Source organism: Variovorax sp. OK605 (assembly GCF_900115445.1).
GTDB lineage: Bacteria > Pseudomonadota > Gammaproteobacteria > Burkholderiales > Burkholderiaceae_C > Variovorax.
Genome location: NZ_FOWL01000009.1, coordinates 370,977 through 393,810 on the forward strand (window position 1 = coordinate 370,977; position 22,834 = coordinate 393,810).

Genomic DNA, 22,834 nt, shown 5'->3' on the forward strand with positions numbered 1-22,834 from the left:
TCGCATCACCATGACCTACGCACCCCAAATCAGGATTCCCGCCACCTGCATGCGCGGCGGCACCAGCAAGGGCGTGTTCTTTCGCCTGCAGGACCTGCCCGACGCCGCGCAGGTACCGGGCAAGGCGCGCGACGCGCTGCTGCTGCGCGTCATCGGCAGCCCCGACCCCTACGGCAAGCAGATCGACGGCATGGGCGCGGCCACGTCGAGCACGAGCAAGGCCGTGATCCTGTCGAAGAGCAACAGGCCCGGCCATGACGTGGACTACCTGTTCGGCCAGGTGTCGATCGACCAGCCCTTCGTGGACTGGAGCGGCAACTGCGGCAACCTGTCTGCGGCCGTCGGGCCCTTTGCCGTCAGCAACGGCATGGTCGATGCGAGCCGCGTGCCGCGCGACGGCATGGCGGTGGTGCGCATCTGGCAGGCCAACATCGGCAAGACCATCGTGGCGCACGTGCCGATGTCGGGCGGCGCCGTGCAGGAAACGGGCGACTTCGAGCTCGACGGCGTGACCTTTCCCGCGGCCGAAGTGCAGCTCGAATTCATGGACCCCGCCGCCGACGATGAAGGCGCGGGCGGCGCGATGTTCCCCACCGGCCAACGGGTCGACACGCTGAACGTGCCGGGCGTCGGCGCGCTGCAGGCGACGATGATCAACGCGGGCATTCCCACCATCTTCGTGAACGCCGAAGCCGTCGGCTGCTCGGGCACCGAGCTGCAGGACGCGATCAACGGCGATGCCGCGGCGCTCGCGAAGTTCGAAGCCATTCGCGCGCATGGCGCGGTGCGCATGGGCCTCATCAAGCACATCGATGAAGCGGCCGGCCGGCAGCACACGCCGAAGGTGGCCTTCGTCGCGAAGCCCGCCGGCTACACCGCCTCCAGCGGCAAGGCGATTGCGGCGAGCGACGTCGACCTGCTCGTGCGTGCGCTGTCGATGGGCAAGCTGCACCACGCCATGATGGGCACGGCGGCCGTGGCCATCGGCACCGCCGCGGCCGTTCCGGGCACGCTGGTGAACCTTGCGGCCGGTGGCGGCGAGCGCGCGGCCGTGCGCTTCGGCCATCCCTCGGGCACCTTGCGCGTGGGCGCACAGGCCACGCACGCCGACGGCGAATGGCGCGTGACCAAGGCCGTGATGAGCCGCAGCGCCCGCGTGCTGATGGAAGGCTGGGTGCGCGTGCCCGGCGATGCCTTCTGAGCACCGCGCTCCTTCATTGACTCATTCACAGGAAACACCGATGTCGACTCGCAAGACCCTCCGATCGCTGGCCGAGGCACGCCGCGGCGTGCTGGTGCCGGGCGCCTTCAATGCGCTGTCGGCGCGCGTGATCGAAGACCTGGGCTTCGACGCCATCTACGTCACGGGCGCGGGCGTCACCAACATGTGGTTCGGCCTGCCCGACCAGGGCTTCATGGGGCTGCACGAAATCGCCGACCACACCGCGCGCATCCGCGATGCGGTGAGCCTGCCGCTGATCGTCGATGCGGACACGGGCTTCGGCAATGCGCTCAACGTGCGGCACACGGTGCGCGTGCTGGAGCGCGCGGGCGCCGACTGCATCCAGTTCGAGGACCAGGTCGCGCCCAAGCGCTGCGGGCATTTCTCGGGCAAGGACGTGATCTCCACCGAGGAGGCCGTGAGCAAGATCAAGGCGGCGGTGGACGCGCGCACCGACTCCGACCTGCTCATCATGGCCCGCACCGACGCAGCCGCCACGCAGGGCTTCGAGGCGGCGATCGAGCGCGCGCAGAGGTTCAGCGAAGCCGGCGCCGACATCCTGTTCGTGGAGGCCGTGACCACGGCCGACGAGATCCGCGCGCTGCCTCGACGGCTGGCGAAGCCGCAGCTCATGAACATGGTGATCGGCGGGAAGACGCCGATCTTCGGTGCCGACGAGCTCGCGGGGCTGGGCTACGGCATCGTGCTGTACGCGAACGCGGCACTGCAGGGTGCGGTCGCGGGCATGCAGAAGGCACTGACGGTGTTGCGTGAAACGAAGCGCGTGAACGAAGACCCGGCGCTGGTCGTTTCGTTTGCGGAGAGGCAACGGCTGGTGCGCAAGCCGGAGCTCGACGCGCTCGAGAAGCACTACGCGGTCTGAAGGGGTTGGCACTGCAATGGGTCGGTGCGGAGCCGGCTCTCGGTAGACTGCCGGGCACCATGCCGCCCCAAACCTCGACAACGCAGACCTTCCACCACTTGCCGGCCGACGCTGCTGCGATCGCACATCGGCTGCGCGCGGGCAACGTGGCGGCCTACCCCACCGAAGCGGTGATGGGCCTGGGCTGCGACCCGTCGAATGAAGCTGCGGTGACGCGCATCTGCGCGCTCAAGCAACGCTCGGTCGAGCAGGGTGTGCTGCTCATCGCAGCCGACTTCTCGCAGGTTGTGCCGTATGTCGACATGGCGCAAATTCCGACGGCCGCGCTCGACAGGGCGCTGGCGAGTTGGCCCGGGCCGTTCACCTGGATCTTTCCGCGCAGCGAGCAGGTGCCGGCGTGGATCTCGGGGCGGCATGCGGGCATTGCGCTGCGCGTGACGGCGCATGCCGGCGCGGCGGCACTGTGCAGTGCCTTCGGCGGCGCGCTGGTGTCGACCAGCGCGAATCCGCATGGGAAGCCACCTGCACTCGATGCGGGTGAAGTGCTCTCGTACTTTCCGAGCGGCATCGACGTGCTGGTCGACGCACCGCTGGGCGGCTTCGCGAAACCGAGCGAGATTCGCGATGTGCTGACGGGCGAACTGGTTCGCGGCTAACGGCTAACGGCTAACGGCCAACGACCCGCGGCGCTACAGCGGCGAATCGGGCTGGAACTCGGGCGATGGGCTCCAGAAGCCCTGCATCTCCATCAAGCCCGCGAGTCCCTGCGAACCCAGGTAGCCGGCCGTGGTGCCCACCGACACGTGGCCCAGGTTGTTCTGCACGACCTGGATCGGCACGGGCGGCCGCCCTGCCCTGCCCTGCAACGCGTGCGCGCCATGGGCATGGCGCAGCCAGTGGATGCTGGCACGTTGCAGGTCCTTCGCATCGGCATCGCCGAGCGTGCGCGCGGCCTGCGCGAGGAACAGCTTGATGGCGCTGTAGAAGCCGGAAGTCGACCATGGCTTGGGGTGGTCCAGCTTCACGTCGAAACGGGCGAGCACGTGGATGGCACGGTTGTTCGCTGCGCCCACCTGCCGCTCGAAGCCGTGGTGCGCGAGTTCTTCTTCCAGGTCGGCGACCAGCTCGGAAGGCACGGGCACTTCGCGCCTGCGTCCGGCCCGGCCGTTGACCGACAACAGCCAGCCGCCGGCATCGCGGCCGTCGGGCGTGCGGAAGGCCACCTGCTGCAGGTCGCCGCAGGTGGCGCCCGTGATTTCAGCCAAACGCAACCCGGTTGCATAGACCCAGCGCATGCCGCGACGCAGGCGCCGGCCGGCTTCGGTTGCGGCGTGCTTCGCGAGCAGCGTGTCGAGGTGCTGCCACTGCGCGAAGCTGAGCGTGCGATGCATGCCCAGCGCACGCGGGGCGGGTGCCGGCTCGGCCATTGCGGCGAAGGGATTGCTCACCACGTAGTTCTGGCGCATCAGGAATGCGAAGAGGCTGCGCAGGATGGCCATCGCCTGGCGAACGGCGGTGGGCGCGAGCGGGCCTTCGAGCGGACGCCACAGCGGCGACCAGCGCTGGTTGTGACGCGGGCCGCACCACGAGGCGGGCGGCTGGGCAAGAAATTGGCGGTAGGCGATCGCGTCTTCTGCCGCCAGCGAGGACAGCGCCGTCTTGCGCTCGAGCACGGCCCACAGCAACAGGCGCTCCGCCTCCTTGCGGTAGGAGCGTTGCGTGGGCGAAAGCTCGGCGGATGCGTCACGCGGTCGCTTCGCGGCGAGCCACGCGCCGATGGCTTCGCGGTCGGTCGCAGCCGTCAGCAGGCACGTGTCGCGCGGCGCGCGGCAGCGGCCGTTGCGGCCGTCGAACTCGGCGGGCGTCACGAATTTTTCGAGCGGAACCAGGGCGGTTGCGGCCGGCACGACGGCGGCCAGGTCGACCGGGCTCACCAGCCCGCGCCGCTGGGCCGCATGCGTGCCGACGCGAAGGCCGAGCGGCGACTCGTTGGCACGCAGCCAGTCGAGGATGCGCGCGGCCTTGCGTTCACCGACCCCGGGCACCCGCACCCACCAGCGGGCGCCATTCAGGTTGATGCTCGCGATCAGCGCGACGAGGGTCGGCAGGCCCGCGAGTTCGAGCCGCGCGGCCACGGCGGGGTTGAGCCAGGCCGAGACGCCATCGTTGGGGCGCGGGTCCTGGGCCGCAAGGCCTTCGAGCCAGCGCAGCGCTTCCAGCTGGCGTTCCAGGACGCGGGTGCGTCGCGATGCGCGGGCGGCGCCACTGCCGCCTTGGCTTGCCGCCCCGGGGAAGGCCGTCTCGTAGGCCTCGATCTGCTCGGCTTCGGAGAAATCTTCCAGGCCCTGCGCGTGCGCGAAATCGCTCAGGCTCGGCAGCGGCGTGGCCGCGGCGAACTGCTCGGGGTCGAGCAGGATCAGCCGGGCGGTGCCGGGCCGCTGCTCGCGGCGCGCGGCAGCGGCGAATTCGTCGCGGATCCAAGCGATGGTGCGGCGCACGACCCGCAGGTCGGTGTGCTCGCCTTCCAGGCGAAGGTAGCGGTCCCAGCTGGTGCGCTCGTCGATGCCCTGGGCCAGCGCCCGCATGAACGCGAAGTGACCGCGGTGGAGTTTGCGGGGCTGCAGCGGGGTCATGGGATTGGAGGTTCGGGCCTGGGCAGGTTTATTGCCAGAACTTCCACCACGGCCGGGTGGGGGTGGGCTCGCTGGCCGGCGCGTCTTCGACGACGGCGGCCGCCTCGCGGGAACGGCGGCGGACTTCGACTTCCAGCGCGTGCGCCGTGCCGTAAGCCTCCTTCTCGCCGCGCTGTGCATGGGCGCGCCATTCATGCGCCAGTTTCACGAGGGTCTCGTCATCGATGTGTGCAAAGGGGGACGACGTACCGTCTGATGTCATGGGTGCCTGGGTCTTGTGGAATGAGTCGAGGGGCTCATTCTATTTCGATGATTAGCAGAATAATCATCCATGCAATTTTTGGTTGCATTTCTAGAGTCTGCAGCGTGACCTGGACTTAAGTGATTGATTTGATTGGCATTATCCGGGAGCTGACCGGATGGCTGGTAGCGGGATGTTTCCATTTGGGCCTGCTTTGCCAAGGAAAACACCGTTACTCGATGCCATGAGGCGAGAGATACGGCGGCTTATTCCCGCCCCTTCGAGATTAACGATGCAAGTGCTTGTCGCTGCTGGAAGCAGCTGCGAAAGCCTGCGCTCACTTTCACAAGATCGAAAGGGCGCCGCACGAGGAACGGCATGGCGGGTACCAAGCTTCGCGACCTCCACAAAGGGCGCCCTGAGAATCGGGAGCGCCGGCATTGTGAGTGAATTTGGGCATCTGCTTGCCGTACTTGTTCGGTGCCAACGACTGGTGTGCATCCACTCGTCAAAGGCTCCGAAGGTGTATCGGACCCGGCCTGGCCCGCTGGCGGCACCTCCTTGCCATTGGGAAGTGCTCCAGCAGTGCTGGAACGGCCTTCCCTGGGGATGTCGTGGTGCACCAGCGCCTGAGGGATCGGGCGTTTCGCAATTGCCATTTGCGCGACCCGATCCAAAGTGGCTTGTCCGGGCCACGGCCAATTAACTACAAAGGCTGCCTGAACTGGACACGAGGCACCCTCAAATCCCAATAGATCTCACATTGGGGCAAGCTGCCTCGCCCAGATGCCGATCAGCTCAAGCTGCGTGCCCTGCGCAAAGCGTCGGAGATCGCAGATTCCAACGACTCGAGCGGGGCACTGATCGCGGCACCAGGCGTGAGGGTGATCGTGACCTCCCCGGCCTTCGAACGCACGAGCGTGCCAACCTTCTGGCCGTCGACCTGAACCTCGACCCGCTCGCTGCGCTCGAAACCGGGCGCAGCGTCCAGCAGACGCGCCAGCACCAGCGCCGGCGACAGCGTCTGGCCCCGCAGTTTTTCCACCCGCTTCAGGAGCGCGCGGCGGTCCAGCGCCATCGCGGCGTTGATCTGCTCGGCATGGCGGAAGCTGATTTCCAGCGGCGAGCGGAAGCATTCGACGACCGCTGACGGCAACTGCGCCACCATCAGCGCCTTTCGCACCCAGGTGTGGCTGACGCCCAATCCTTCGGCGAGCTGGCGTTGCGTGGGGAACAGTTGCTCTTCCAGGGCGCGCTGGTACATCACGCCTTGCTCGTACGGCGACAGGTCGGCGCGTTCGCGGTTTTCCCGGTCCATGGCGGCGAACAGGGCGGCGTCGCCCAGGTCGTCCGTCCAGATCGACGCCAGAACGGGGATGCCCAGTTCCAGCGTGGCGCGGTGGCGGCGGTGTCCGAAGACCAGTTCGAACTGGCCCGGCTCGTCCTTGAGCGGCCGCACCAGGATCGGCTGGACGTTGCCGCCTGCATGTTCGATGTCGGCCTTCAGGCCCGCGAACTCGCTGGTCTTGAAAGCCGTTTCGTGGCGGTTGGCCCAGCGGCTCGGCCGGATCGTGGCCGGGTCCATCTTGCGGGTCGGCAGGGAGCCTTCGTACTGGCGCAGCTTTTCGCGCAGAGCCGCCATCTCTCCCTCGACCTGCTGGATCTGGCCGCGGAACGCGAGCATCTGGCCTGGGCCGGTGCGCGGCACATGAGTGCCCCCCACGGCCGGTGGAAACCTGGTTTCCACGCTGATGCCTGCGGGGGCCACGTGCGGCGCCGGCTCTTCAGGAGGCGCTGCCTTCGGCAGGTCGACGGGTTGTGCGGGCGCCTGCGGCAGCGACAGGTTGGCGGTCAGCGCTTCGAGGCGCTTGCGGGTACTAGACATGGTGCGGACTCCTTGGGCGTGGAAACCTGGTTTCCACAAGCGGGGATCGCGATGCCCCAATCGGCGACGACGGCGATTTCGCCCGTCGCGGCTCGGACGCCAGTCGCTGGCATCCGGTCGTAAAAACAGAAGCTGCTGCTTCGCGCTTCCGTTGAATCGTCAGGTTCGGGCGGCATGCGGACTCGATGCCATGGACAACGTTCGCGACACTTCGTGGAAACCAGGTTTCCACGATTCCGCCAGCAACACGCCTGGCCTTGCGTGCCCTCATATTAGAAGACGCTTCTGGGCGAGCGAGCAGCAGCCCAGCGTCCAGCTCAACCATCCGCAGTGACACGGCCTGGCGTGGAAACCTGGTTTCCACGCCAACGCGCACCGTCCTGCTTTCTCGCACACTGGCAGGGATTCGGTCTTGACTGCAACCTCCACCCATCAGCGCGCTCTCCCTTGAGCGGCCCAAGCGCCGACCACCGACTGCTCGACCAGTTCGACAAATGCGTCGTACGCATCCACGGCACGCTTGTATGTCTTGGCTGCGCCTTCATAGCGCTGCACGTCATAGACGGTCGCGAACTCGGCGGCCTTGTTGCTCGTGACGCTGGTCTTCGGGATCTCGACCGGCAACGTGTATTCGCCGTAGGTTGCCTGGATCCACTGGCGCACCGCCGGCATGGCCGGGTCCGCCGCATCGACGCGGCTCAGCAGCACGTGCAGGAACTCGAAGGCCTTGCCCTCGCGGTCTTTGCTCTGGCCGTCGAGGTTTCCGCCCAGGTCGGCCAGCAGCGACCAGAACTGGGCCGACGAGGCAAAGTCCAGGCCCGACGGCGGAACCGGCACCACGATGCCGTTCGCAGCCCAGAGCGCGTTGATGGTCACATAAGAGAGCGACGGCGGCGTGTCGATGACGATCACGTCGTACAGGTCGCGCACGCTTTCCAGGCCTTCGTTCAGTACGTCCCAGAACTTCGCGCCGGGTTCCTGCATCTGGCGTGCGGGCAACGCGAATTCGGCGGAGAACAGAAATGGCGCTGCGGCCACCAGGTCCAGCCCGTCCCAGTAGGTCGAGCGGATGGCATAGCGGATGTCGCTCTGCGTTCCGTCGCACAGCGGTCCGATGGTCATGTCTTCCGTGACCTCGGCCTCGGGCAGCAAGCCGTGCAGCGTGGTCAGCGAGCCTTGCGGGTCGGTGTCGATCGCCAGCACGCGATGGCCGCGCAGGCTGAGGCCTTGCGCCAGCACCATGGCCGTGGTGGTCTTGGCGACGCCGCCCTTGAAGTTGCCGACAGCGATCGTGATCGCCTTGCGACCCGAGGGACGCATCTTGTCGGCACGGTAGGTGCGCGTCCAGCGGCGCAGCTCGTCGAGCTCGAAGGTGCGCTTGCCGCCCGACGGCGTCAGGCGGCCGGCCGGCAGGTCTTCCTTGGTGATGCGGTAGGCGACATGCGCCTTGTCCACGCCGCAAAGCGCGGCGAGTTGGGCGGTGGAATAGACGGGAGGAATCTTGCGAGCCTCGGGGGCGAGCAGCATTCCCCGGATCTGCTCGACCATGGAACCAGCGCGCGTGGCAAGGCCAGCGATGCGCTCCATGTTGATGACTTGCCTTGGAGGCGTTTGGGTGTCGGTGGAAACCTGGTTTCCACTGACGGGGGGCACGGGGACGGACATTGCATAGACCCTATTCGACAGAATCCGGCAATTCTACGAGAATCCATCGAATGAACAAGTTATACCGATTCCGCGGTCTCCATGCACTTGTCTAATGTGAGAAGGATTAGGGAACCCCGTCCCGGCGCCCAGCCATATGGGCGCATTTTGCCGTGCCACGCCCCTTCAGGTGCGCCACTGCGGGGCATCCGGGCGTCTTCGAGCCGCAGAACGGGATGGATCGGGGCGAAAAGGGCATCGGGCGAGGCCAGAACCCCATATCCACTCACATCAAACCCCATAGACATACACAGCAATGGCCGAAGAACCCCAATGGATCTCACATGAAATCCCATCGGATCTCACATTGAACCCCATAACTACTCACACAAACCTCGCCAAGTCCTTGTCACAGAACGAGAAAGTCAGTAGCCAAACTCTTCAAAGTCCCAAGTGTTTATTTTTAAATAAAACAAGTCGGTCCATTTCTTTGTGATTTGACCGATTCACAATACGGAGGCATGATGTGAACCCAAGCATTTGCGATACATCAGACATGGCCGAGGAAGATGCTCCGCCCAGCGCCCCGCGCCAAGCCCCGACAGCAGACGAACAGAGCGTCGCCAAAGCCAATGAAGCCATTGCGATCCGGCCCAAGCGCGGCCGTCTCACGCTGCTGTCCCGCCGTATCTACAACGCCCTGCTGTATCACTCGCAGCGCCAGGGCGTCGACGAACCCGTCTACAAGCTCGCCTTGAGCGAGCTCATCGGCGACGCCCGCTTCAACTCCAACAACACCGAGCTGCTCAAGGCCCACCTGCGCGACATGCAGGCGACGACCATCGAATGGTCGACCAGCGGCCCCGCGCTGAAGCGCTGGGTGTCGTCGCAGTTGCTGGGCACCGTCACCATCGAGGAACAGGGCAGGGGCCGCGCCTGCATGGTCACCTGGCGCTATCCGGAAGAAATCAAGGAGCGGCTCGTCCGCCCTCACCAGTACACGCGCGTGCTGCTGGAGATCAGCGGCCAGATGCGAAGCTATTCCGCCGCCGTGCTCTACGAGATCGGTGCGCGCTACCTCACCTCCCCTGGCCGCCTGTCGATGCGCGAGGACGTGGTCTGGTGGGCTGCCGTGCTGACCGGGCGCAGCGACATCAAGGAAGTCGACTACCGCTTCCTCAAGCGCGACGTGATCTCCAAGGCCCTGGCCGAGATCGACGCGCTTTGCGAAGACTTCAGCATCGAGCTCATCGAGCACAAGCGCGGGCGAAAGATCGAAGAGATCCAGTTCCGTGTCGTGCCCAAGGCGCAGCAGCGCCTGGGCGAAATCCAGAATGCCGAGCGCAATGTGTTCGACCTGGCGCTGGTCGGCCGGCTCATCGCACTCGGCATCAAGCAGGAAGAGGCGCAGGACCTCTACGCCACGACCGACGAGGGCCAGCTGCGCGCTACCCTCGACCACGTCGACCAGCGGCTGCGCAGCCCGACGATGCCCGAGCTGAAATCGCCCGCGGCCTACTTCAAGGACGCGCTCAAGAAAGGCTACGCGGCGATCAAGTCGCTGCCGCCTGCCGATGCAGTGCCGCCCGCGGCCGCGGCCGCGGCCGCCGGCGCCACCTCCGCTGCGCAACCTGCCATGCAGCAACAGCTGTCGCCGTCCGACCGCATGCAGCGCATCCGCGAGCTCTGGGAGAACGACCGCATGGCGCAAGCCCGTGCGATGTTCAGCGAGATGCAGCCGCCCGCGCAGGGCGAGCTGCGCGGCCAGTTCGAAACGCAGCGCCTCGAGCAGTTGGCACCGCCCATTGCCCGCGCCTGGCGCCGCGACGGCCCGGCCAGCCGTGTGGCCGCCAGCACGTTCTACAAGTGGGTGGCACAGACGACCTGGCCTGAAGAGCCTTCCGACCGCGTGCTGCTCGATTTCGCGCTGCAGCGCGGCGTAGCTGGCATCTGAGACCTCTTGCCGAGCAGTTGAGGCGTCAGCGTCGCACTGATGTGTCGGCATGCGCGCCGTGGTTGGCGGCGTGATGCCTTTCTAAAACGCGCCGTTAGTGGATTATTGAGAAATTGCGGCATCTGCGACCGGTTGCCCGACAGCGGAAGGCGAGGGCGCCCTTGGAATCGCATCGCCGACGCTTGCGAGCGACCCCATGCCCCATCCCCGCGCTCCGACAGGAGAACCCGGCACCTTCCCCAAGACAACTGCGCGACACCGCAAGTAGCTCTCCAACGGCCGCCTCGCTAGACTGCGCCCGCATCCACGGCCGCGCAGGCCGGGCCTTTTCATTCAACGCCCGAGGACACCCCATGCCGATCGACACCCTCGCCACGTGGCACCAACTGGTCGAGCGCCAGGACGCAGCGGGCCTCGACGCCCTGCTGGACGACGACGCGGTCTTTCATTCACCGGTGGTGCACAAGCCGCAGGTCGGCAAGGCCATCACGCAGAAGTACCTGGCCGCCGCGTTCCAGGTGTTCTTCAACGACAGCTTTCGCTACGTGCGCGAACTCAAGGGCGAGCGCGACGCGGTGCTCGAGTTCACGCTCGAGCTCGACGGCATCAGCGTCAACGGCGTGGACATGATCAAGTGGAACGACGCCGGCAAGATCACCGAGTTCAAGGTGATGCTGCGGCCGCTGAAGGCCGTCAACCTGATCCACGAAAAGATGGGGGCCATGCTCCAGGCCCACATGCAAGCCCAGGCCCAGGCCAAGGCTCAGCCCCAGCCCGGCCCCTAGCTCAATCGACGCGGATGTTGCGCGCCTTCACCAGCGCGCTCACGCGGGCGCTTTCGTCCTGCACGAACTTCGCGAACGCCTCGGGCGTGGTGCCCGCCGGCTCCAGGCCCAGCTGCAGCAGCTTCTGCTTCACGGCCGGCTCGTTCACCGCCGCCTGCACCGCCTTGCCCAGCTTCTGCACCACCTCGGGCGGCGTGCCCTTCGGCAGGAACACGCCGTTCCACTCCACCACGTTGTAGCCAGGCAGGCCTGACTCGGCCAGCGTCGGCGTGTCGGGCAGCCCCGGCACACGCTTGGCTGAGCTCACGCCCAGCGCGCGCAGCTTGCCGCCTTTCACGTAGCCCAGCGTCGAGGCCACGTTGCCGAAATAGGCCGACACCTGCTCGCCCATCACGTCGGTGAGCGCAGGCGCGCCGCCCTTGTAGGGCACGTGCATCAGGTTGATCCTGGCCTGCTCGTTGAGCGCCTCGCCCGCCAGGTGCGAGCCCGTGCCGCCGCCCGCCGAGGCGAAGCTCAGCTTGCCCGGGTTCTTGCGCGCGAAGTCGATGAACTCCGTCACCGTCTTGTACGGCGCCGTGGCCGGCACCACCAGGATCTGCGGCGCCGTGGCCACCAGCGACACCGGAATGAAGTCCTTCGCCGCGTCGAAGGGCAGCTTGCGCAGCGACGGGTTCACCGAGAAGGCCGAGGCGTCGTACAGCACCGTGTAGCCGTCGCCGGCGGCCTTGGCCACGTTGTCTGCGCCGATCACGCCGCCCGCACCGGGCCTGTTGTCGATGATGATCTGCTGGCCCAGCGCCGTGCTCATCTGCTGCGCGACGATGCGCGCGGTGTTGTCCGCGCCGCCGCCCGCCGCGTAGGGGACGACCATGCGGATCGGCTTGTCGGGCCAGGCAGCCCAGCCCAGCAGGGGAGCGCAGGCGGCCAGCGCCGCGACGGATTTCAGGAGTCGTTTGTTCATGCCGGTGTCTCGGGTGTTCAAGGGGTCTCGGGTGTCCAGGGGTTGGTCGTTCAGGAAAAGTCGTAGAGCCGCGCCGGGTTGTCGACCAGCACGCGTTGGCGCTGGGCTTCGTCGGGCACCCAGGCGGCCAGCAGGTCGAACAGCTGCGCGTCGTCGGGCTTGCCGGTTCGTTCGGTGGGGTGCGGCCAGTCGCTGCCCCACACCACGCGATCGGGCGCTTGCCGCACCCACGCCTGCGCGAGCGCGACGGTGTCGGCATAGCCGCCCGCGGCGCCGAGCGCCGAGTCGAGGTAGGCGCCCGACAGCTTGATCCACGTGCGGCCGTTGTCGCGCAGCCGGCGCACCACGTCGAACGCGGGGTGTGCCTGTGCATCCGGCTGCGGCATGCGCGCCAGGTGATCGAACACGACGGTGCAAGGCAGCCGCGCGAGCAGCGCCGCGTGTTCCACGATCTGCCCGGCGCTCCAGTGCAGTTGCACATGCCAGCCGAGCGCATGCACGCGGTGCGCGAGCGGCTCGACCATGGAGAAATCCGTTGCCGCGCCGGCCGCGGTGTACAGCGTGAAGCGAATGCCGCGGATGCCGCCCGCATGCAGGCGCTCGAGTTCGGCGTCGCTCACGTCGGGGCGCACCACGGCCACGCCGCGCGTGTGCCGCGCGCCCAGTTCGCGGATGGCCGCCAGCGTCACGCTGTTGTCGGTGCCGTGCACGCGCGGCTGCACGACCACCGTGCGCTGCGTGCCGATGCGCCGCTGCAGCAGGCGGTAGTCGCCGGCGGTCGCATGGTCGAGCATTGCATCGGGCGACCCGTGCAGCGCAAAGCGGCGGTCGTACACGTGCATGTGCGCGTCGCAGGCATCTTCGGGCGCGCTGCTGGCGGGCTGGCGCGTGCCGCTGCTGTGCGGCACCACGAGGTCGGCGCGCATGGCTTCAGTCGTCCGCGCGGCCGGCGGCCTCTTTCGCGGGCAGCACGCGCTGCGTGTGCTGGCCCAGCGTGGGCGCCGCGAAGGGCTCGGGCCCGGGCGTGCGGCCGAATTGCACGGGGCGGGTGAAGCCGCGGTACGAACCCAGCGTGGGATGCGCGAAGTTCGCGACCATGTCCTCGGCCAGCACCTGTGCGTTGTCGAACATGTCTTCCACCGTGCGCGCGGCGGCGCAGGGCACTTCTTCGCCGAACAGTTCTTCCCACTCGAGCGCGGTGCGTTCGGCCAGTGCGGTGCGCAGCCGGGGCACGATTTCCGCGAAGTGCTGCGCGCGCTTGCGCACCGAGTCGTAGCGCTCGTCGGCGGCCAGCTCGCCCAGGCCGACCTTGTCGCACAGCGCCCGCCAGAAGTGCGGCGTGTTGGCCGAGATGTAGATGTGCCCCTCGCGCGTGGGGTGGATGCCGGTGATGCCGCCCGAGCGCATGTCGCGTCCCACGTCCTTCGGCTCGCCCTCGGCCCACACCATGCGCGCCGACTGCATCGTGAGCGCGGAGCGCAGCAGCGACACGCCCACGAACTGGCCTTCGCCGCTCTTCTCGCGCTCGTACAGCGCGGAGGCCACGCCCGCGGCCACCAGCGCGGCCGCGTAGTAGTCGACCACCGAGCCGTAGATGATCTCGGGCGGCTCGCCGCGCTTGCCCTGCAGCGCGCACATGCCGGTCATGGTCTGCAGCACCTGGTCGTAGCCGGCCTTCGCGCGCAGCGGGCCGGTCTCGCCGTAGCCCGTCACGCTGCAGTAGATGAGCCGCGGGTTCACCAGCTTCAGCTGGTCGTACGCAATGCCCAGGCGGGGCGGCACGCTGGGGCGGAAGTTGTGCACCAGCACGTCGGCCGTGCGCACCAGGGCCATCAGCGCGGCCAGGTCATCGGGCTGCTTCAGGTCGAGCACCACGCCGAGCTTGCTGCGGTTCACGCCGATGAACGCGCGGCTCTCGGCCTCCAGCGTCGACGGGTACTTGCGCAGGTTGTCGCCCGTGGGCGGCTCGATCTTGATGACCTCCGCGCCCTGGTCGGCCAGCAGCGAGCAGCCGTAGGGGCCCGCGATGTAGGCGCTCAGGTCGAGCACGCGCAGGCCGCTCAGCGGCCCCGCGGGACCGGTGCGCGCGGGCAGGCGCGTGCTGTCGTCCGCGGCGTGGGAGGCGGTGATGCTCATGGGTGTTTCCTCAATCGGCGGTGATGTTCTGTTGCCTGGCCAGCTTCTTCCAGCGCTCCACGTCGTCCGCGATGACGGTGCCGAACTGCGCCGGCGTGAGCGGCGTGGCGATCGCGCCTTCGCGCAGGAAGTTGGCCGCGATGGCGGGCTTGGCCAGGATGCGGTTCACGGCGGTGTTGAGCTTGCCGACCACGTCGCCCGGCGTGCCCGCCGGTGCCAGCAGGCCCCACCACAGTTCGAATTCGTAGCCGGGCACCGCCACGGCCATGGGCGTGAGGTCGGGCGCGACGGGGCTTTGCTTCAGGCTGGTGATGCCCACCGCGCGCAGCTTGCCCGCGCGCACCATCGGCAGCAGCGAAGGGCCGCTGGAAATCAGCAGCTGCGTCTGGTTGCCGATCAGGTCGGTCACGGCCGGGCCCATGCCCTTGTACGGGATGTGCGCGATCTGCAGGTCGCCCACCTTGGCCTTGAGCAGCTCGGTGCCGAACTGGTTCACGCTGCCCGAGCCGGACGACGCGTAGTTGTACTGGCCGGGCTTGGCCTTGATGGCCGCGATGAGCTCGGCCGGTGTCTTGGCGGGGAACTCGTTGTTCACCGCGACGATGAACGGGCCCTTGGCGAACATGGCCACGGGCGCGAGCCCCTTCACCGGGTCGAAGGGCAGCCTGGTCTGCACGGCCGCGTTGGTCGTCATGCTCGAGGACACCGCCACCAGCGTGTAGCCGTCGGGCGTGGCGCGCGCCACCTGCCCGGTGCCGGTGTTGCCGCTCGCGCCGGGCCGGTTGTCGATGATCACGGGCTGCTTGAGCTCGTCGCCGAGCTCCTTGGCGACCTGGCGCGCGAAGGTGTCGTTCGATCCGCCGGCCGGGTAGGGCACGACGATGGTGATCGTCTTCGAAGGGAAGGCGCCTTGTGCGAAGGCTGTGCCGGCCAGCGTGGCAGCGGCAACGACGGCGAGCGTGCGCAAGCGAAAACCAAAGCGAGAACCAGAGCGAAAGCGAACGGACGAGGGGAACTGCATTTTTGTCTCCGGGGTTTTTATGAATTCAGGAAGCGCGGTTGGCAAGCGGACGCCGGCTCAACGTGGCAGCAGCCCCAGGCTGCGTGCGCTCTGGACGATGGCGCGCGCGCGGACCACGAAAGGGCCGTCGATCATCTTTCCGTCCACCACGTAGGCACCGACACCGTCGGCATCGGCCACGCGCGTGGCCTCGACCACCTTGCAGGCGTGTGCGATCTCTTCGTCGGTGGGGCGGAACACGTCGTTGGCCATGGCGATCTGGCTCGGGTGGATGCAGGTCTTGCCGAGGAAGCCGAGGTTGCGCGCCAGCTGGGCCTCGGCGCGAAAGCCCTCGGCGTCGCGAATGTCCGCGAAGGCGCTGTCGTAGGCATACAGGCCCGCTTCGCCCGCGGCGATGCGCACCGCGAACATCGCCTGCTGGATGGCCGCCGGCTCGCGCCGCGCAATGCCCAGCGGCTCGAACAGGTCACCCAGCCCCAGCTGCAGGCCCGCCACGCGCGGATGCGCCAGCGCCAGCTCCGACGCCATGCGCAAGGCCGCGGGCGTCTCGATGTTCAGCAGCAGGCCGATGGACGCCTGCACGCCGTTGGCGCGCTCCGCACGCTCGATGGCTTCAATGGCGGTGCGCACGTGCGCCGCGCTTTGCGGCTTGGGCAGGTTGATGAGGTGCACACCGGCCTGCGCCACGGCTGTCACGTCGCGCTCGAAGTGCGGCGTGTCCATGGCGTTGATGCGCACGATCAGCGTCTTCGTCGACGCGGCCGTGGCCGCATCGCCGCGCACCAGGAACTGGCGCACGGTTTCGCGCGCCTCGTCCTTGCGCGGTTCGGACACGGCGTCTTCCAGGTCGATGCAGATGGCGTCCGCCGCACTGGCCAGTGCCTTGGCGAACAACTCGGGGCGGGAGCCCGGAACGAACAGTTTGCTTCTCATGAACGCAGTGTCTGCAGTTCATGAGCGAAGAAAAACAGGGGATGACTGCGATCAGATCATAGAAAATCTACTTTCATGGAAACCGCGTACCTGCACAGCTTTCTCCTGGTGGTGGAGTCGGGCTCGATGTCCGAAGCCGCGCGCCGGCTCGACCTCACGCCCGGCGCCGTGGCCCAGCAGATCCGTGCGCTGGAGCGCGAGCTCCATGCGCCGCTGCTCGCGCGCGCCGGCCGCACGGTGCAACCGACCGAGGCCGGCCACCAACTGGTGCAGCGCGCGCGCACGCTGCTGCGCGAGGTGAGCGACATCAAGGCGCTGCTCGGCAGCGAGGCGGCCGGCGGCGAGCTGGTCATCGGCACCATCAACACCGCCATCCACAGCCTGCTGCCGGACATCCTCGCGCGCTTCGTGACGACGCACCCCGGCGCCAAGGTGTTCCTCCAGTCGGGTACCACGGCCACGCTCTACAAGGGTGTGCAGCAGGGCGAGCTCGACGCGGCCGTGTGCCTGTACCCGCCGTTCGCGCTGGCCAAGACCTTCGACTGGTCCCTGCTGCGCGAAGAGCCGCTGGTGCTGCTCGCGCCGAGCCGCCTGGCGCGGCGCGATCCGCACGAGCTGCTGCGCACCTCGCCGCTCATCCGCTACGACCGCAACCTGGGCGGCGGCAAGCAGGCCGACCGCTACCTTCGCGCCGCGGGCATCGTGCCGCAGGAGCGCTTCGAACTCAGCTCGCTGCTGGCCATTGCGATGATGGTCGACCGCGGCCTGGGTGTTTCGCTGGTGCCCGACATCGCGTCTCCGCTGCTCGACGGGCAGAAGGTCGTGAAGATCGCGCTGCCCTTGCCTTCGGAGCACCGGCGCTTCGGCATCCTGTGGCTGCGCGCGTCGGCGCGGCTCAGGCTGATCCAGGGCTTCGTGGACAGCGCGAGGCTGGTGACGGACGGCAAGGGCGGCACGCGCCGCACGGCATCGGTGCGTTGACGCAACGGCGCGGTGCGCCGGTTCAGGTGCCTTCGATCGACGAAGACGGATCGAAGGTCACCGAACTGGTGAAGCCCGCGTCGGTGATCGCATCGCATGCGAACGAGGTCGGCACGGTGAGCGGCAAGGTGCGCCCGGGCAGCAAGACCGATGCCTTTGTGAAGGCGTCGTCGGCTGCTGAGGCATCTGCGTCTGCAGGCCTGCGTCAGGCTTGCTCTTTCGCCAGCCGCTGCCAGTCGAATTCGATGCCGTGCCCCGCGCGGCTCGGCGCGAGCGCGAAGCCGTCCTGTATCTCCAGCGGCTGCGCGATGTAGCGGTCCAGCCCGAAGCCGTGGGCTTCGAGGTAGGCGCAGTTGGGAGTCGACGCCAACAGTTGCACGGTGACGTCGTGCGCGCCGTGCGAGGTCACGGGCAGGTTGAAGGCCTCGGCCAGGTGCGCGATCTTCATGAACGAGGTCACGCCGCCGCAGTTGGTGACGTCGGGCTCCGGAAAGCTCACGCCGCCGCTCTCGATCAGGTGCTTGAACTCCCACAGCGTGCGCAGGTTCTCGCCGGCCGCGATCGGCAGGCCGCCGTCGCGCAGCACGCGCGCATGGCCGGCCACGTCGTCGGGAATCAGCGGCTCCTCGAGCCACAGCGGGTGGTAGGGCGTGAACGCGCGTGCCGCGCGAATCGCCTGGTCGGCCGTCCATTTCATGTTGGCGTCGACCATCAGCGCAAACTCCGCGCCCAGGTGCTCGCGCATCGCCGCGAGCCGCGCGACGTCTTCGCCGAGGCTCTTGCGGCCCACCTTCATCTTGATGGCGCGAAAGCCCTTCTTCAGGTTGGCGTCGGTCTGGGCGAGCAGCTTGTCGAGCGGCAGGTCGAGGTCCACGCCGCCCGCGTAGCAAGGCACGCGCGGGCCATGCCCGCCGAGCAACTGCCAGCTCGATCTGCTCCTGCACGTACAGCGCCGCCACCCGCGCCTTGCCGCTGTTGTTGGCGTCGGTCGCGGCCTGGCGGTAGACCACCGGCGCGTAGGTGGTCGGAAACGCCAGCGGCACCGTCACGCTGGTTGCCGTGTTGTTGAAGAAGCCGGTGTTGTGGAAGTTGTCGGTGTCCTGCTGGCCGAGTTCGGCGCCCACGAGCAGCTTGTGCTTCACCGCGCCCGTGTTCAGCGAGAACGTCAGGTCGGTCTGGTTGAAGATGCTCTTGCGCGAGGTGGTGGTCGCAGGCCGAGGCGCCCGGGCTGAACTGATCCCCGGGCCGGCGCGGTGGGGGCGGATGTGCGAATGGTGCGAACGGGCTTCCCTTTGCTACAACCATCTGCTTACAATGAGAACCATTCGCAACAAGTGCCGCGACCGCATTGCAAGCCCTCCATGCCCGCCACCGACGCCTCGATCCGCCTCGTGAATACGCTGTACAGCGACCATCACCCATGGCTGCTGGACATGCTGCGCCGCAAGCTCGGCAACCTGGACAACGCGGCCGACCTCGCGCACGACACCTTCGCGCGCATCCTGTCGTCGAACGAAGCGGGCCCGCTGCGTGAACCGCGCGCCTACCTGACCACCGTGGCGAGCCGCATCGCGGCGCAATACTTCCGCCGCCTCGCGCTGGAGCGCACCTACCTCGACGCCATTGCGCACCTGCCCGAGGCCAGCACGCCGTCGCCCGAAACCCGCCTGCTGGTCGTCGAGGCGCTCGCGGCCGTGAGCCGCGTGCTCGACGGCCTCAAGCCGCATGTGCGCGAGGTCTTCCTGATGGCGCAGCTCGACGGCCTGAGCTACCCGCAGATCGCCGAGCAGCTGGGCCTGACCCTCAACGTCGTGCAGAAGGCGATGGGCAAGGCCTACCGCCACTGCTACGACGCCGTCTATGGCGATTGAGTCCGAGGCCTGGCTCGGCCAGCCGGTGTTCAAGCCCGCGAGCGACGCGCCGCGCGCCATCGATTCGTCGGTCGTCGACGAAGCCGTCGCGTGGCTGGTGAAGATCCAGTCCGGCGGCGCATCGGCCACCGACAGCGCCGCCTGCGACGCATGGCGCCGCTCGCACCCCGACCACGAGCGCGCCTGGCTGCGGCTGTGCGGCCTGGGCCGCGACCTGCGCGAAGGCACCACCGGCATTCATCCGCAGGTCGCGCGGTCGACGCTGCGCGGCGCCGAGCGCCAGCAGCGCCGCTGGGTGCTCAAGTCCGTCGCGGGCGTGGGGCTCGGCGCCTGGGGCGCCTGGGCGCTGCGGCACGACATCGCCTTGCTGGGCGCCGACCACCGCACCGGTGCCGGCGAGCGGCGCAGCGTGGTGCTGGCGGACGGCACGCAGCTGGTGCTCAACACGCGCACCGCGGTCGACGTGCGCTTCGACGCCGCCACGCGCACGCTGCGGCTCCTCCACGGCGAGATCATGGTGACCACCGGCAAGGACGCCGCCCGGCGCCCCTTCATCGTGCTCGGCCGCGACGGCCGGCTGGTGCCGGTGGGCACCCGCTTCGTCGTGCGCGAGTTCGACGAAGGCGCGCATGCCACCGGGCTCACGGTGCTCGAAGGCGCGGTCGACGTCAGCGCCGGCACGCAGTCGCAGGTCACGCGGGTGGAGGCGGGCAGCCGCGTGCGTTTCGGCGCGGGCAGCGTCGGCATGCTGAACCGCGCCGACGAACGCGCCGTGGCCTGGACCGACGGCATGCTGGTGGTCGAGCGCATGCGCCTGGGCGATTTTCTCGATGAGCTGGCCCGCTACCGCAGCGGTGTCTTGCGCTGCGACCCGGCCGTGGCCGGCCTCCTTGTGAGCGGCGCCTTTCCGCTCGCCGACACCGACGCGGTGCTCGCCATGCTGGAGGAAACGCTGCCCGTGCGGCTGCGTTCCGTGAGCCGGTTCTGGGTGAGCGTCGCCGCCCGCTGAACGGGTTCTCAAAAAATTTCTGCCGAAAGCGGCAGGTTTCCAGATCTCGTGCATCAACGGATGGAGGTGCCGCGAAAACCAGCGGCGCGGTTTTTCCATCCCATCCGATCACAGAGAGTTCTTCACATGGCATTCATCGCCAGGCCCGAAAGACGCGACCCATGCGAGCCGCGCGATCCATGCGACCCACGCGAACGCAGTTTCCAGCCCTGTGCGTTGGCGCTCGCCGCGCGCGCCGGCTGCCTGGCCGCAGCCATGGCTGCGGGTGCACCAGCCTGGGCGCAGGCCGCACAAGCCGCACCGGCGGAACCCGCCCCGCAGGCGGCCGCCGCGAGCCGCCCCTACGCCATCGAGGCCGGCTCGCTGGACAGCGTGCTCGGCCGCTTCGGCCGCGAGGCCAACGTGATGATCGCCATCGACCCCACGCTGACCCAGGGCCTGAAGAGCCCCGGGCTGCGGGGCAGCTTCACCGTGCCCGCCGCGCTCGACCGGCTGCTCGCGGGCAGCGGCCTCGAAGCGGTAGCGGGCGCCAACGGCGGCCTGCGGCTGCGCAAGACCGCATCGGCGGTGGGCGCCGAAGGCCCGGAGAAGACCGCGCCGGGCACTGCCGCCGGTGTCGCTGGCGCTACCGGCGCCAGCGGCGCCAGCGGCGCCACTGGTCCCACGCTCGCCCCGGTCACCGTCAGCGCGCGGCGCGAGAAGCTCTACGACGTGCAGGACGTCAACGCTGGCGCGCTCGGCGTACGCTCGCTGCAGGACCTGCCGTTCGCCGTGGGCTCCTACACCGTCGACACCATCGAGACGCAGCGCGCGCGCACCGCGCTCGACGTGCTGCGCAACGACCCGTCGGTCACGCCGACCTCGGGCTTCTCGTCGTTCGACGGCGTGGCCGTGCGCGGCTTCTCGGCCAACGCGTTCAACAACGTGCGCCGCGACGGCCTGCTGGCCAACATCTACAGCGACGTGCCGCTGGAGAACAAGGAGCGCGTCGACGTGCTCAAGGGCCTGTCGGGCTTTCTCTACGGCGTGGGCGAGCCCAGCGGCATCGTCAACTACGTGATCAAGCGCCCCACGCGCGAGCGCTTCGCCAGCCTGACGGCCGAGGTGCGCAGCTACGGCGGGCGCTATGCGGCCATCGACGCCGGCGGGCCGCTGGACGCCAACGGCACCGTGGGCTACCGCTTCAACGCGGCCACTGAAAAGGTCGGCGACTTCACGCACTTCGGCGACCTGAAGCGCGACTTCCTGAGCGGCGCGGTGGACATCAAGATCAACCGCGACACCCTGCTGCAGCTCGACTTCGACTGGCAGAAGAAATCGCTCGCGGCCAGCGGCATGATCGGTGCGCGCAGCGACGCGACCGTGGTGCCGGCCTCGAGCTTCGACCCGCGCACGCTGGTCGGCCAGCCCTGGGGCCAGTACAAGACCGACGCCTGGAACCTCGGCGCGCGCCTGGACTACGCCATCAATAGCCAGTGGGACCTGACCGCGCAGCTGGGCTTCAGCCGCACCCAGCGCAACGCGCTGTTCTTCAACGCCTCGCAGGTGGCCGCCAACGGCGACGTGCTCAAGGGCAACACGCGCTACGAGGGCGAGCCCTATCCCACGGCCGCGGGCCAGCTGTTCGCCACCGGGCGCTTCAAGACCGGATCGATCGGGCACGAGACGGTCGTCGGCTACTCGTACTCGAGCCTCGAGTCGCCCGACGGCGACTACCTGCGCTTCCCGCAGATGATCGGCAACGTCTACCGGCCGCTGCCCTACGCGCAGCCCTACCTGCCCGACAACACGCACCTGCCCTCGAGCACCGCGCGGCAAAGCAGCGTCTTCGTGAGCGACACCATCAGCTTCACGCCGCAGTGGCAGCTGCTGCTGGGCGCACGCCACATCGCCTACGGCAGCGACATCGGCAGCAAGTACGACGGCACGCCGAAGTACAGCACCCGCGTCACCGTGCCCACGCTGAGCGTCATGTACAAGCCGAGCGAGCGCACCACCGTCTACGCCACCTACGGCGAAGGTTTCGAGCAGGGTGCCTATGCGCCCAGCTATGCCGACAACGCGCTGCAGAAGCTCGGCCCCATCAAGAGCCGGCAGTACGAGATCGGCGTGAAGAGCCGCGTGCTCGACGGCCTCATGCTCACCGCCGCCGCCTTCGACATGGACAAGCCGCTGCAGGCCGTCTCGCCCGCCGACAACATCTTCCGCCAGCAGGGACGGCAGCGCCACCGCGGCGTGGAGTTCACCGCCAACGGCGAGATCACGCCGCAGCTCAGCGGCATCGCCGGCGTGTCCTGGCTCGACGCGGAACAGCGCGACACCGGCGACGCGGCGCTCGAAGGGCGCCGCCCCAGCAACGTCGCGCGCTTCCAGGCGAACGTGTTCCTCGACTACCGGCTCGCGTCGGTGCCGGGCCTGTCCTTCAACACCGGCGTGTACCACGTGGGCAACCGCCCGCTGGACCGCGCCAACACCATGATCGTGCCCAGCTTCACGCGCTGGGATCTGGGCGCCGCCTACGTGACGCGGTGGATGGGCAAGTCCTCGGTGATCCGCCTGTCGATCGAGAACGTCACCAACCGGCGCTACTGGAGCTCGGTCAACTACGGCGGCGTGACGCAGGGCAACCCGCGCATCGTCCGCCTCGCGACCACGGTGAACTTCTGAGAAGGGCG

Annotated in this window: 20 protein-coding genes; 9 read left to right on the plus strand and 11 right to left on the minus strand. The window is 68.2% G+C overall.

Features of this window, described 5'->3' with window-relative positions; genetic code table 11:
- Window positions 1-10 precede the first annotated feature (10 nt).
- Genes prpF through BM013_RS24685 form a run of 3 tightly spaced genes read left to right on the plus strand, consistent with a single transcriptional unit; the run spans window position 11 to window position 2,761 of the window.
- Entirely contained in the window at window positions 11-1,201 is a 1,191-nt protein-coding gene (gene prpF / locus BM013_RS24675; RefSeq protein WP_093130275.1) for a 2-methylaconitate cis-trans isomerase PrpF, read from the plus strand.
- Window positions 1,202-1,241: 40 nt separating this feature from the next.
- Window positions 1,242-2,105: an isocitrate lyase/PEP mutase family protein gene (locus tag BM013_RS24680; RefSeq protein ID WP_093130276.1), complete on the plus strand. Its 864-nt coding sequence runs from the start codon at window positions 1,242-1,244 to the stop codon at window positions 2,103-2,105.
- Between the two features lie 59 nt (window positions 2,106-2,164).
- The gene (locus tag BM013_RS24685) at window positions 2,165-2,761 is read left to right on the plus strand and encodes an L-threonylcarbamoyladenylate synthase type 1 TsaC (RefSeq protein WP_093130277.1); all 597 of its coding nucleotides are present in this window, start codon (window positions 2,165-2,167) and stop codon (window positions 2,759-2,761) included.
- A gap of 33 nt (window positions 2,762-2,794) precedes the next feature.
- Here BM013_RS24685 and BM013_RS24690 read toward each other — a convergent pair whose 3' ends face one another.
- From BM013_RS24690 to BM013_RS24705, 4 genes are all read right to left on the minus strand, one after another.
- Window positions 2,795-4,738 (minus strand): phage integrase family protein, encoded by a 1,944-nt coding sequence (locus BM013_RS24690; protein WP_093130278.1) that lies wholly within the window; start codon window positions 4,736-4,738, stop codon window positions 2,795-2,797.
- Between the two features lie 28 nt (window positions 4,739-4,766).
- Window positions 4,767-5,000: a hypothetical protein gene (locus BM013_RS24695; RefSeq protein ID WP_093130279.1), complete on the minus strand. Its 234-nt coding sequence runs from the start codon at window positions 4,998-5,000 to the stop codon at window positions 4,767-4,769.
- A gap of 772 nt (window positions 5,001-5,772) precedes the next feature.
- Window positions 5,773-6,864: a ParB/RepB/Spo0J family partition protein gene (locus tag BM013_RS24700; protein WP_093130280.1), complete on the minus strand. Its 1,092-nt coding sequence runs from the start codon at window positions 6,862-6,864 to the stop codon at window positions 5,773-5,775.
- 432 nt (window positions 6,865-7,296) lie between these two features.
- The gene (locus BM013_RS24705; RefSeq protein WP_256220156.1) at window positions 7,297-8,451 is read right to left on the minus strand and encodes an AAA family ATPase; all 1,155 of its coding nucleotides are present in this window, start codon (window positions 8,449-8,451) and stop codon (window positions 7,297-7,299) included.
- A gap of 613 nt (window positions 8,452-9,064) precedes the next feature.
- On the opposite strand from BM013_RS24705, the gene BM013_RS24710 reads away from it, so the two are divergent.
- Together BM013_RS24710 and BM013_RS24715 are read left to right on the plus strand one after the other, a co-directional pair.
- Window positions 9,065-10,462, plus strand: a complete 1,398-nt coding sequence (locus tag BM013_RS24710; protein WP_093130282.1) for a replication initiation protein — start codon at window positions 9,065-9,067, stop codon at window positions 10,460-10,462.
- 353 nt (window positions 10,463-10,815) lie between these two features.
- On the plus strand, window positions 10,816-11,247 hold the full coding sequence (locus BM013_RS24715; protein WP_093130283.1) for a nuclear transport factor 2 family protein: 432 nt from the start codon (window positions 10,816-10,818) through the stop codon (window positions 11,245-11,247).
- Window position 11,248: 1 nt separating this feature from the next.
- Here BM013_RS24715 and BM013_RS24720 read toward each other — a convergent pair whose 3' ends face one another.
- From BM013_RS24720 to BM013_RS24740, 5 genes are read right to left on the minus strand one after another with little or no spacing between them, the layout of a single operon-like run.
- On the minus strand, window positions 11,249-12,208 hold the full coding sequence (locus BM013_RS24720; protein ID WP_093130284.1) for a Bug family tripartite tricarboxylate transporter substrate binding protein: 960 nt from the start codon (window positions 12,206-12,208) through the stop codon (window positions 11,249-11,251).
- 50 nt (window positions 12,209-12,258) lie between these two features.
- Complete coding sequence (locus tag BM013_RS24725; RefSeq protein ID WP_093130285.1) at window positions 12,259-13,134, minus strand: amidohydrolase family protein; 876 nt, start codon at window positions 13,132-13,134, stop codon at window positions 12,259-12,261.
- Between the two features lie 4 nt (window positions 13,135-13,138).
- A complete protein-coding gene (locus BM013_RS24730; RefSeq protein ID WP_093130286.1) occupies window positions 13,139-14,344 on the minus strand; it encodes a CaiB/BaiF CoA transferase family protein in 1,206 nt (401 codons plus the stop codon).
- Window positions 14,345-14,354: 10 nt separating this feature from the next.
- A complete protein-coding gene (locus BM013_RS24735; RefSeq protein WP_093130287.1) occupies window positions 14,355-15,365 on the minus strand; it encodes a tripartite tricarboxylate transporter substrate binding protein in 1,011 nt (336 codons plus the stop codon).
- Window positions 15,366-15,422: 57 nt separating this feature from the next.
- Window positions 15,423-16,298, minus strand: a complete 876-nt coding sequence (locus BM013_RS24740; RefSeq protein WP_093130288.1) for an HpcH/HpaI aldolase/citrate lyase family protein — start codon at window positions 16,296-16,298, stop codon at window positions 15,423-15,425.
- A gap of 75 nt (window positions 16,299-16,373) precedes the next feature.
- Between BM013_RS24740 and BM013_RS24745 the strand changes: the two genes are divergently transcribed.
- On the plus strand, window positions 16,374-17,279 hold the full coding sequence (locus BM013_RS24745) for a LysR family transcriptional regulator (protein WP_093130289.1): 906 nt from the start codon (window positions 16,374-16,376) through the stop codon (window positions 17,277-17,279).
- Window positions 17,280-17,301: 22 nt separating this feature from the next.
- On the opposite strand, the gene BM013_RS41845 is transcribed toward BM013_RS24745, so the two are convergent.
- Together BM013_RS41845 and BM013_RS24755 are read right to left on the minus strand one after the other, a co-directional pair.
- Window positions 17,302-17,424, minus strand: coding sequence for a hypothetical protein (locus BM013_RS41845; RefSeq protein ID WP_256221661.1), 123 nt, complete (start codon window positions 17,422-17,424; stop codon window positions 17,302-17,304).
- Window positions 17,425-17,484: 60 nt separating this feature from the next.
- On the minus strand, window positions 17,485-18,174 hold the full coding sequence (locus BM013_RS24755; RefSeq protein ID WP_218153683.1) for a mandelate racemase/muconate lactonizing enzyme family protein: 690 nt from the start codon (window positions 18,172-18,174) through the stop codon (window positions 17,485-17,487).
- A 466-nt stretch (window positions 18,175-18,640) separates the two neighbouring features.
- On the opposite strand from BM013_RS24755, the gene BM013_RS24765 reads away from it, so the two are divergent.
- The 3 genes from BM013_RS24765 (at window position 18,641) to BM013_RS24775 (ending at window position 22,826) form a co-directional block, all read left to right on the plus strand.
- Window positions 18,641-19,150, plus strand: a complete 510-nt coding sequence (locus tag BM013_RS24765; RefSeq protein ID WP_093130292.1) for a sigma-70 family RNA polymerase sigma factor — start codon at window positions 18,641-18,643, stop codon at window positions 19,148-19,150.
- Window positions 19,140-20,159: a FecR domain-containing protein gene (locus BM013_RS24770; RefSeq protein WP_093130293.1), complete on the plus strand. Its 1,020-nt coding sequence runs from the start codon at window positions 19,140-19,142 to the stop codon at window positions 20,157-20,159. The genes BM013_RS24765 and BM013_RS24770 overlap by 11 nt, the downstream gene beginning before the upstream one ends.
- Window positions 20,160-20,414: 255 nt before the next feature.
- The gene (locus tag BM013_RS24775) at window positions 20,415-22,826 is read left to right on the plus strand and encodes a TonB-dependent siderophore receptor (protein ID WP_177225554.1); all 2,412 of its coding nucleotides are present in this window, start codon (window positions 20,415-20,417) and stop codon (window positions 22,824-22,826) included.
- The last annotated feature ends 8 nt before the right edge of the window (window positions 22,827-22,834 follow it).

Bases quoted from the DNA above. Each gene is read 5' to 3' on its own strand.
- prpF (WP_093130275.1), top strand. From the start codon at position 11: ATGACCTACGCACCCCAAATCAGGATTCCCGCCACCTGCATGCGCGGC.
- BM013_RS24680 (WP_093130276.1), top strand. From the start codon at position 1,242: ATGTCGACTCGCAAGACCCTCCGATCGCTGGCCGAGGCACGCCGCGGC.
- BM013_RS24685 (WP_093130277.1), top strand. From the start codon at position 2,165: ATGCCGCCCCAAACCTCGACAACGCAGACCTTCCACCACTTGCCGGCC.
- BM013_RS24690 (WP_093130278.1), bottom strand. From the start codon at position 4,738: ATGACCCCGCTGCAGCCCCGCAAACTCCACCGCGGTCACTTCGCGTTC.
- BM013_RS24695 (WP_093130279.1), bottom strand. From the start codon at position 5,000: ATGACATCAGACGGTACGTCGTCCCCCTTTGCACACATCGATGACGAG.
- BM013_RS24700 (WP_093130280.1), bottom strand. From the start codon at position 6,864: ATGTCTAGTACCCGCAAGCGCCTCGAAGCGCTGACCGCCAACCTGTCG.
- BM013_RS24705 (WP_256220156.1), bottom strand. From the start codon at position 8,451: ATGGAGCGCATCGCTGGCCTTGCCACGCGCGCTGGTTCCATGGTCGAG.
- BM013_RS24710 (WP_093130282.1), top strand. From the start codon at position 9,065: ATGGCCGAGGAAGATGCTCCGCCCAGCGCCCCGCGCCAAGCCCCGACA.
- BM013_RS24715 (WP_093130283.1), top strand. From the start codon at position 10,816: ATGCCGATCGACACCCTCGCCACGTGGCACCAACTGGTCGAGCGCCAG.
- BM013_RS24720 (WP_093130284.1), bottom strand. From the start codon at position 12,208: ATGAACAAACGACTCCTGAAATCCGTCGCGGCGCTGGCCGCCTGCGCT.
- BM013_RS24725 (WP_093130285.1), bottom strand. From the start codon at position 13,134: ATGCGCGCCGACCTCGTGGTGCCGCACAGCAGCGGCACGCGCCAGCCC.
- BM013_RS24730 (WP_093130286.1), bottom strand. From the start codon at position 14,344: ATGAGCATCACCGCCTCCCACGCCGCGGACGACAGCACGCGCCTGCCC.
- BM013_RS24735 (WP_093130287.1), bottom strand. From the start codon at position 15,365: ATGCAGTTCCCCTCGTCCGTTCGCTTTCGCTCTGGTTCTCGCTTTGGT.
- BM013_RS24740 (WP_093130288.1), bottom strand. From the start codon at position 16,298: ATGAGAAGCAAACTGTTCGTTCCGGGCTCCCGCCCCGAGTTGTTCGCC.
- BM013_RS24745 (WP_093130289.1), top strand. From the start codon at position 16,374: ATGGAAACCGCGTACCTGCACAGCTTTCTCCTGGTGGTGGAGTCGGGC.
- BM013_RS24765 (WP_093130292.1), top strand. From the start codon at position 18,641: ATGCCCGCCACCGACGCCTCGATCCGCCTCGTGAATACGCTGTACAGC.
- BM013_RS24770 (WP_093130293.1), top strand. From the start codon at position 19,140: ATGGCGATTGAGTCCGAGGCCTGGCTCGGCCAGCCGGTGTTCAAGCCC.
- BM013_RS24775 (WP_177225554.1), top strand. From the start codon at position 20,415: ATGGCTGCGGGTGCACCAGCCTGGGCGCAGGCCGCACAAGCCGCACCG.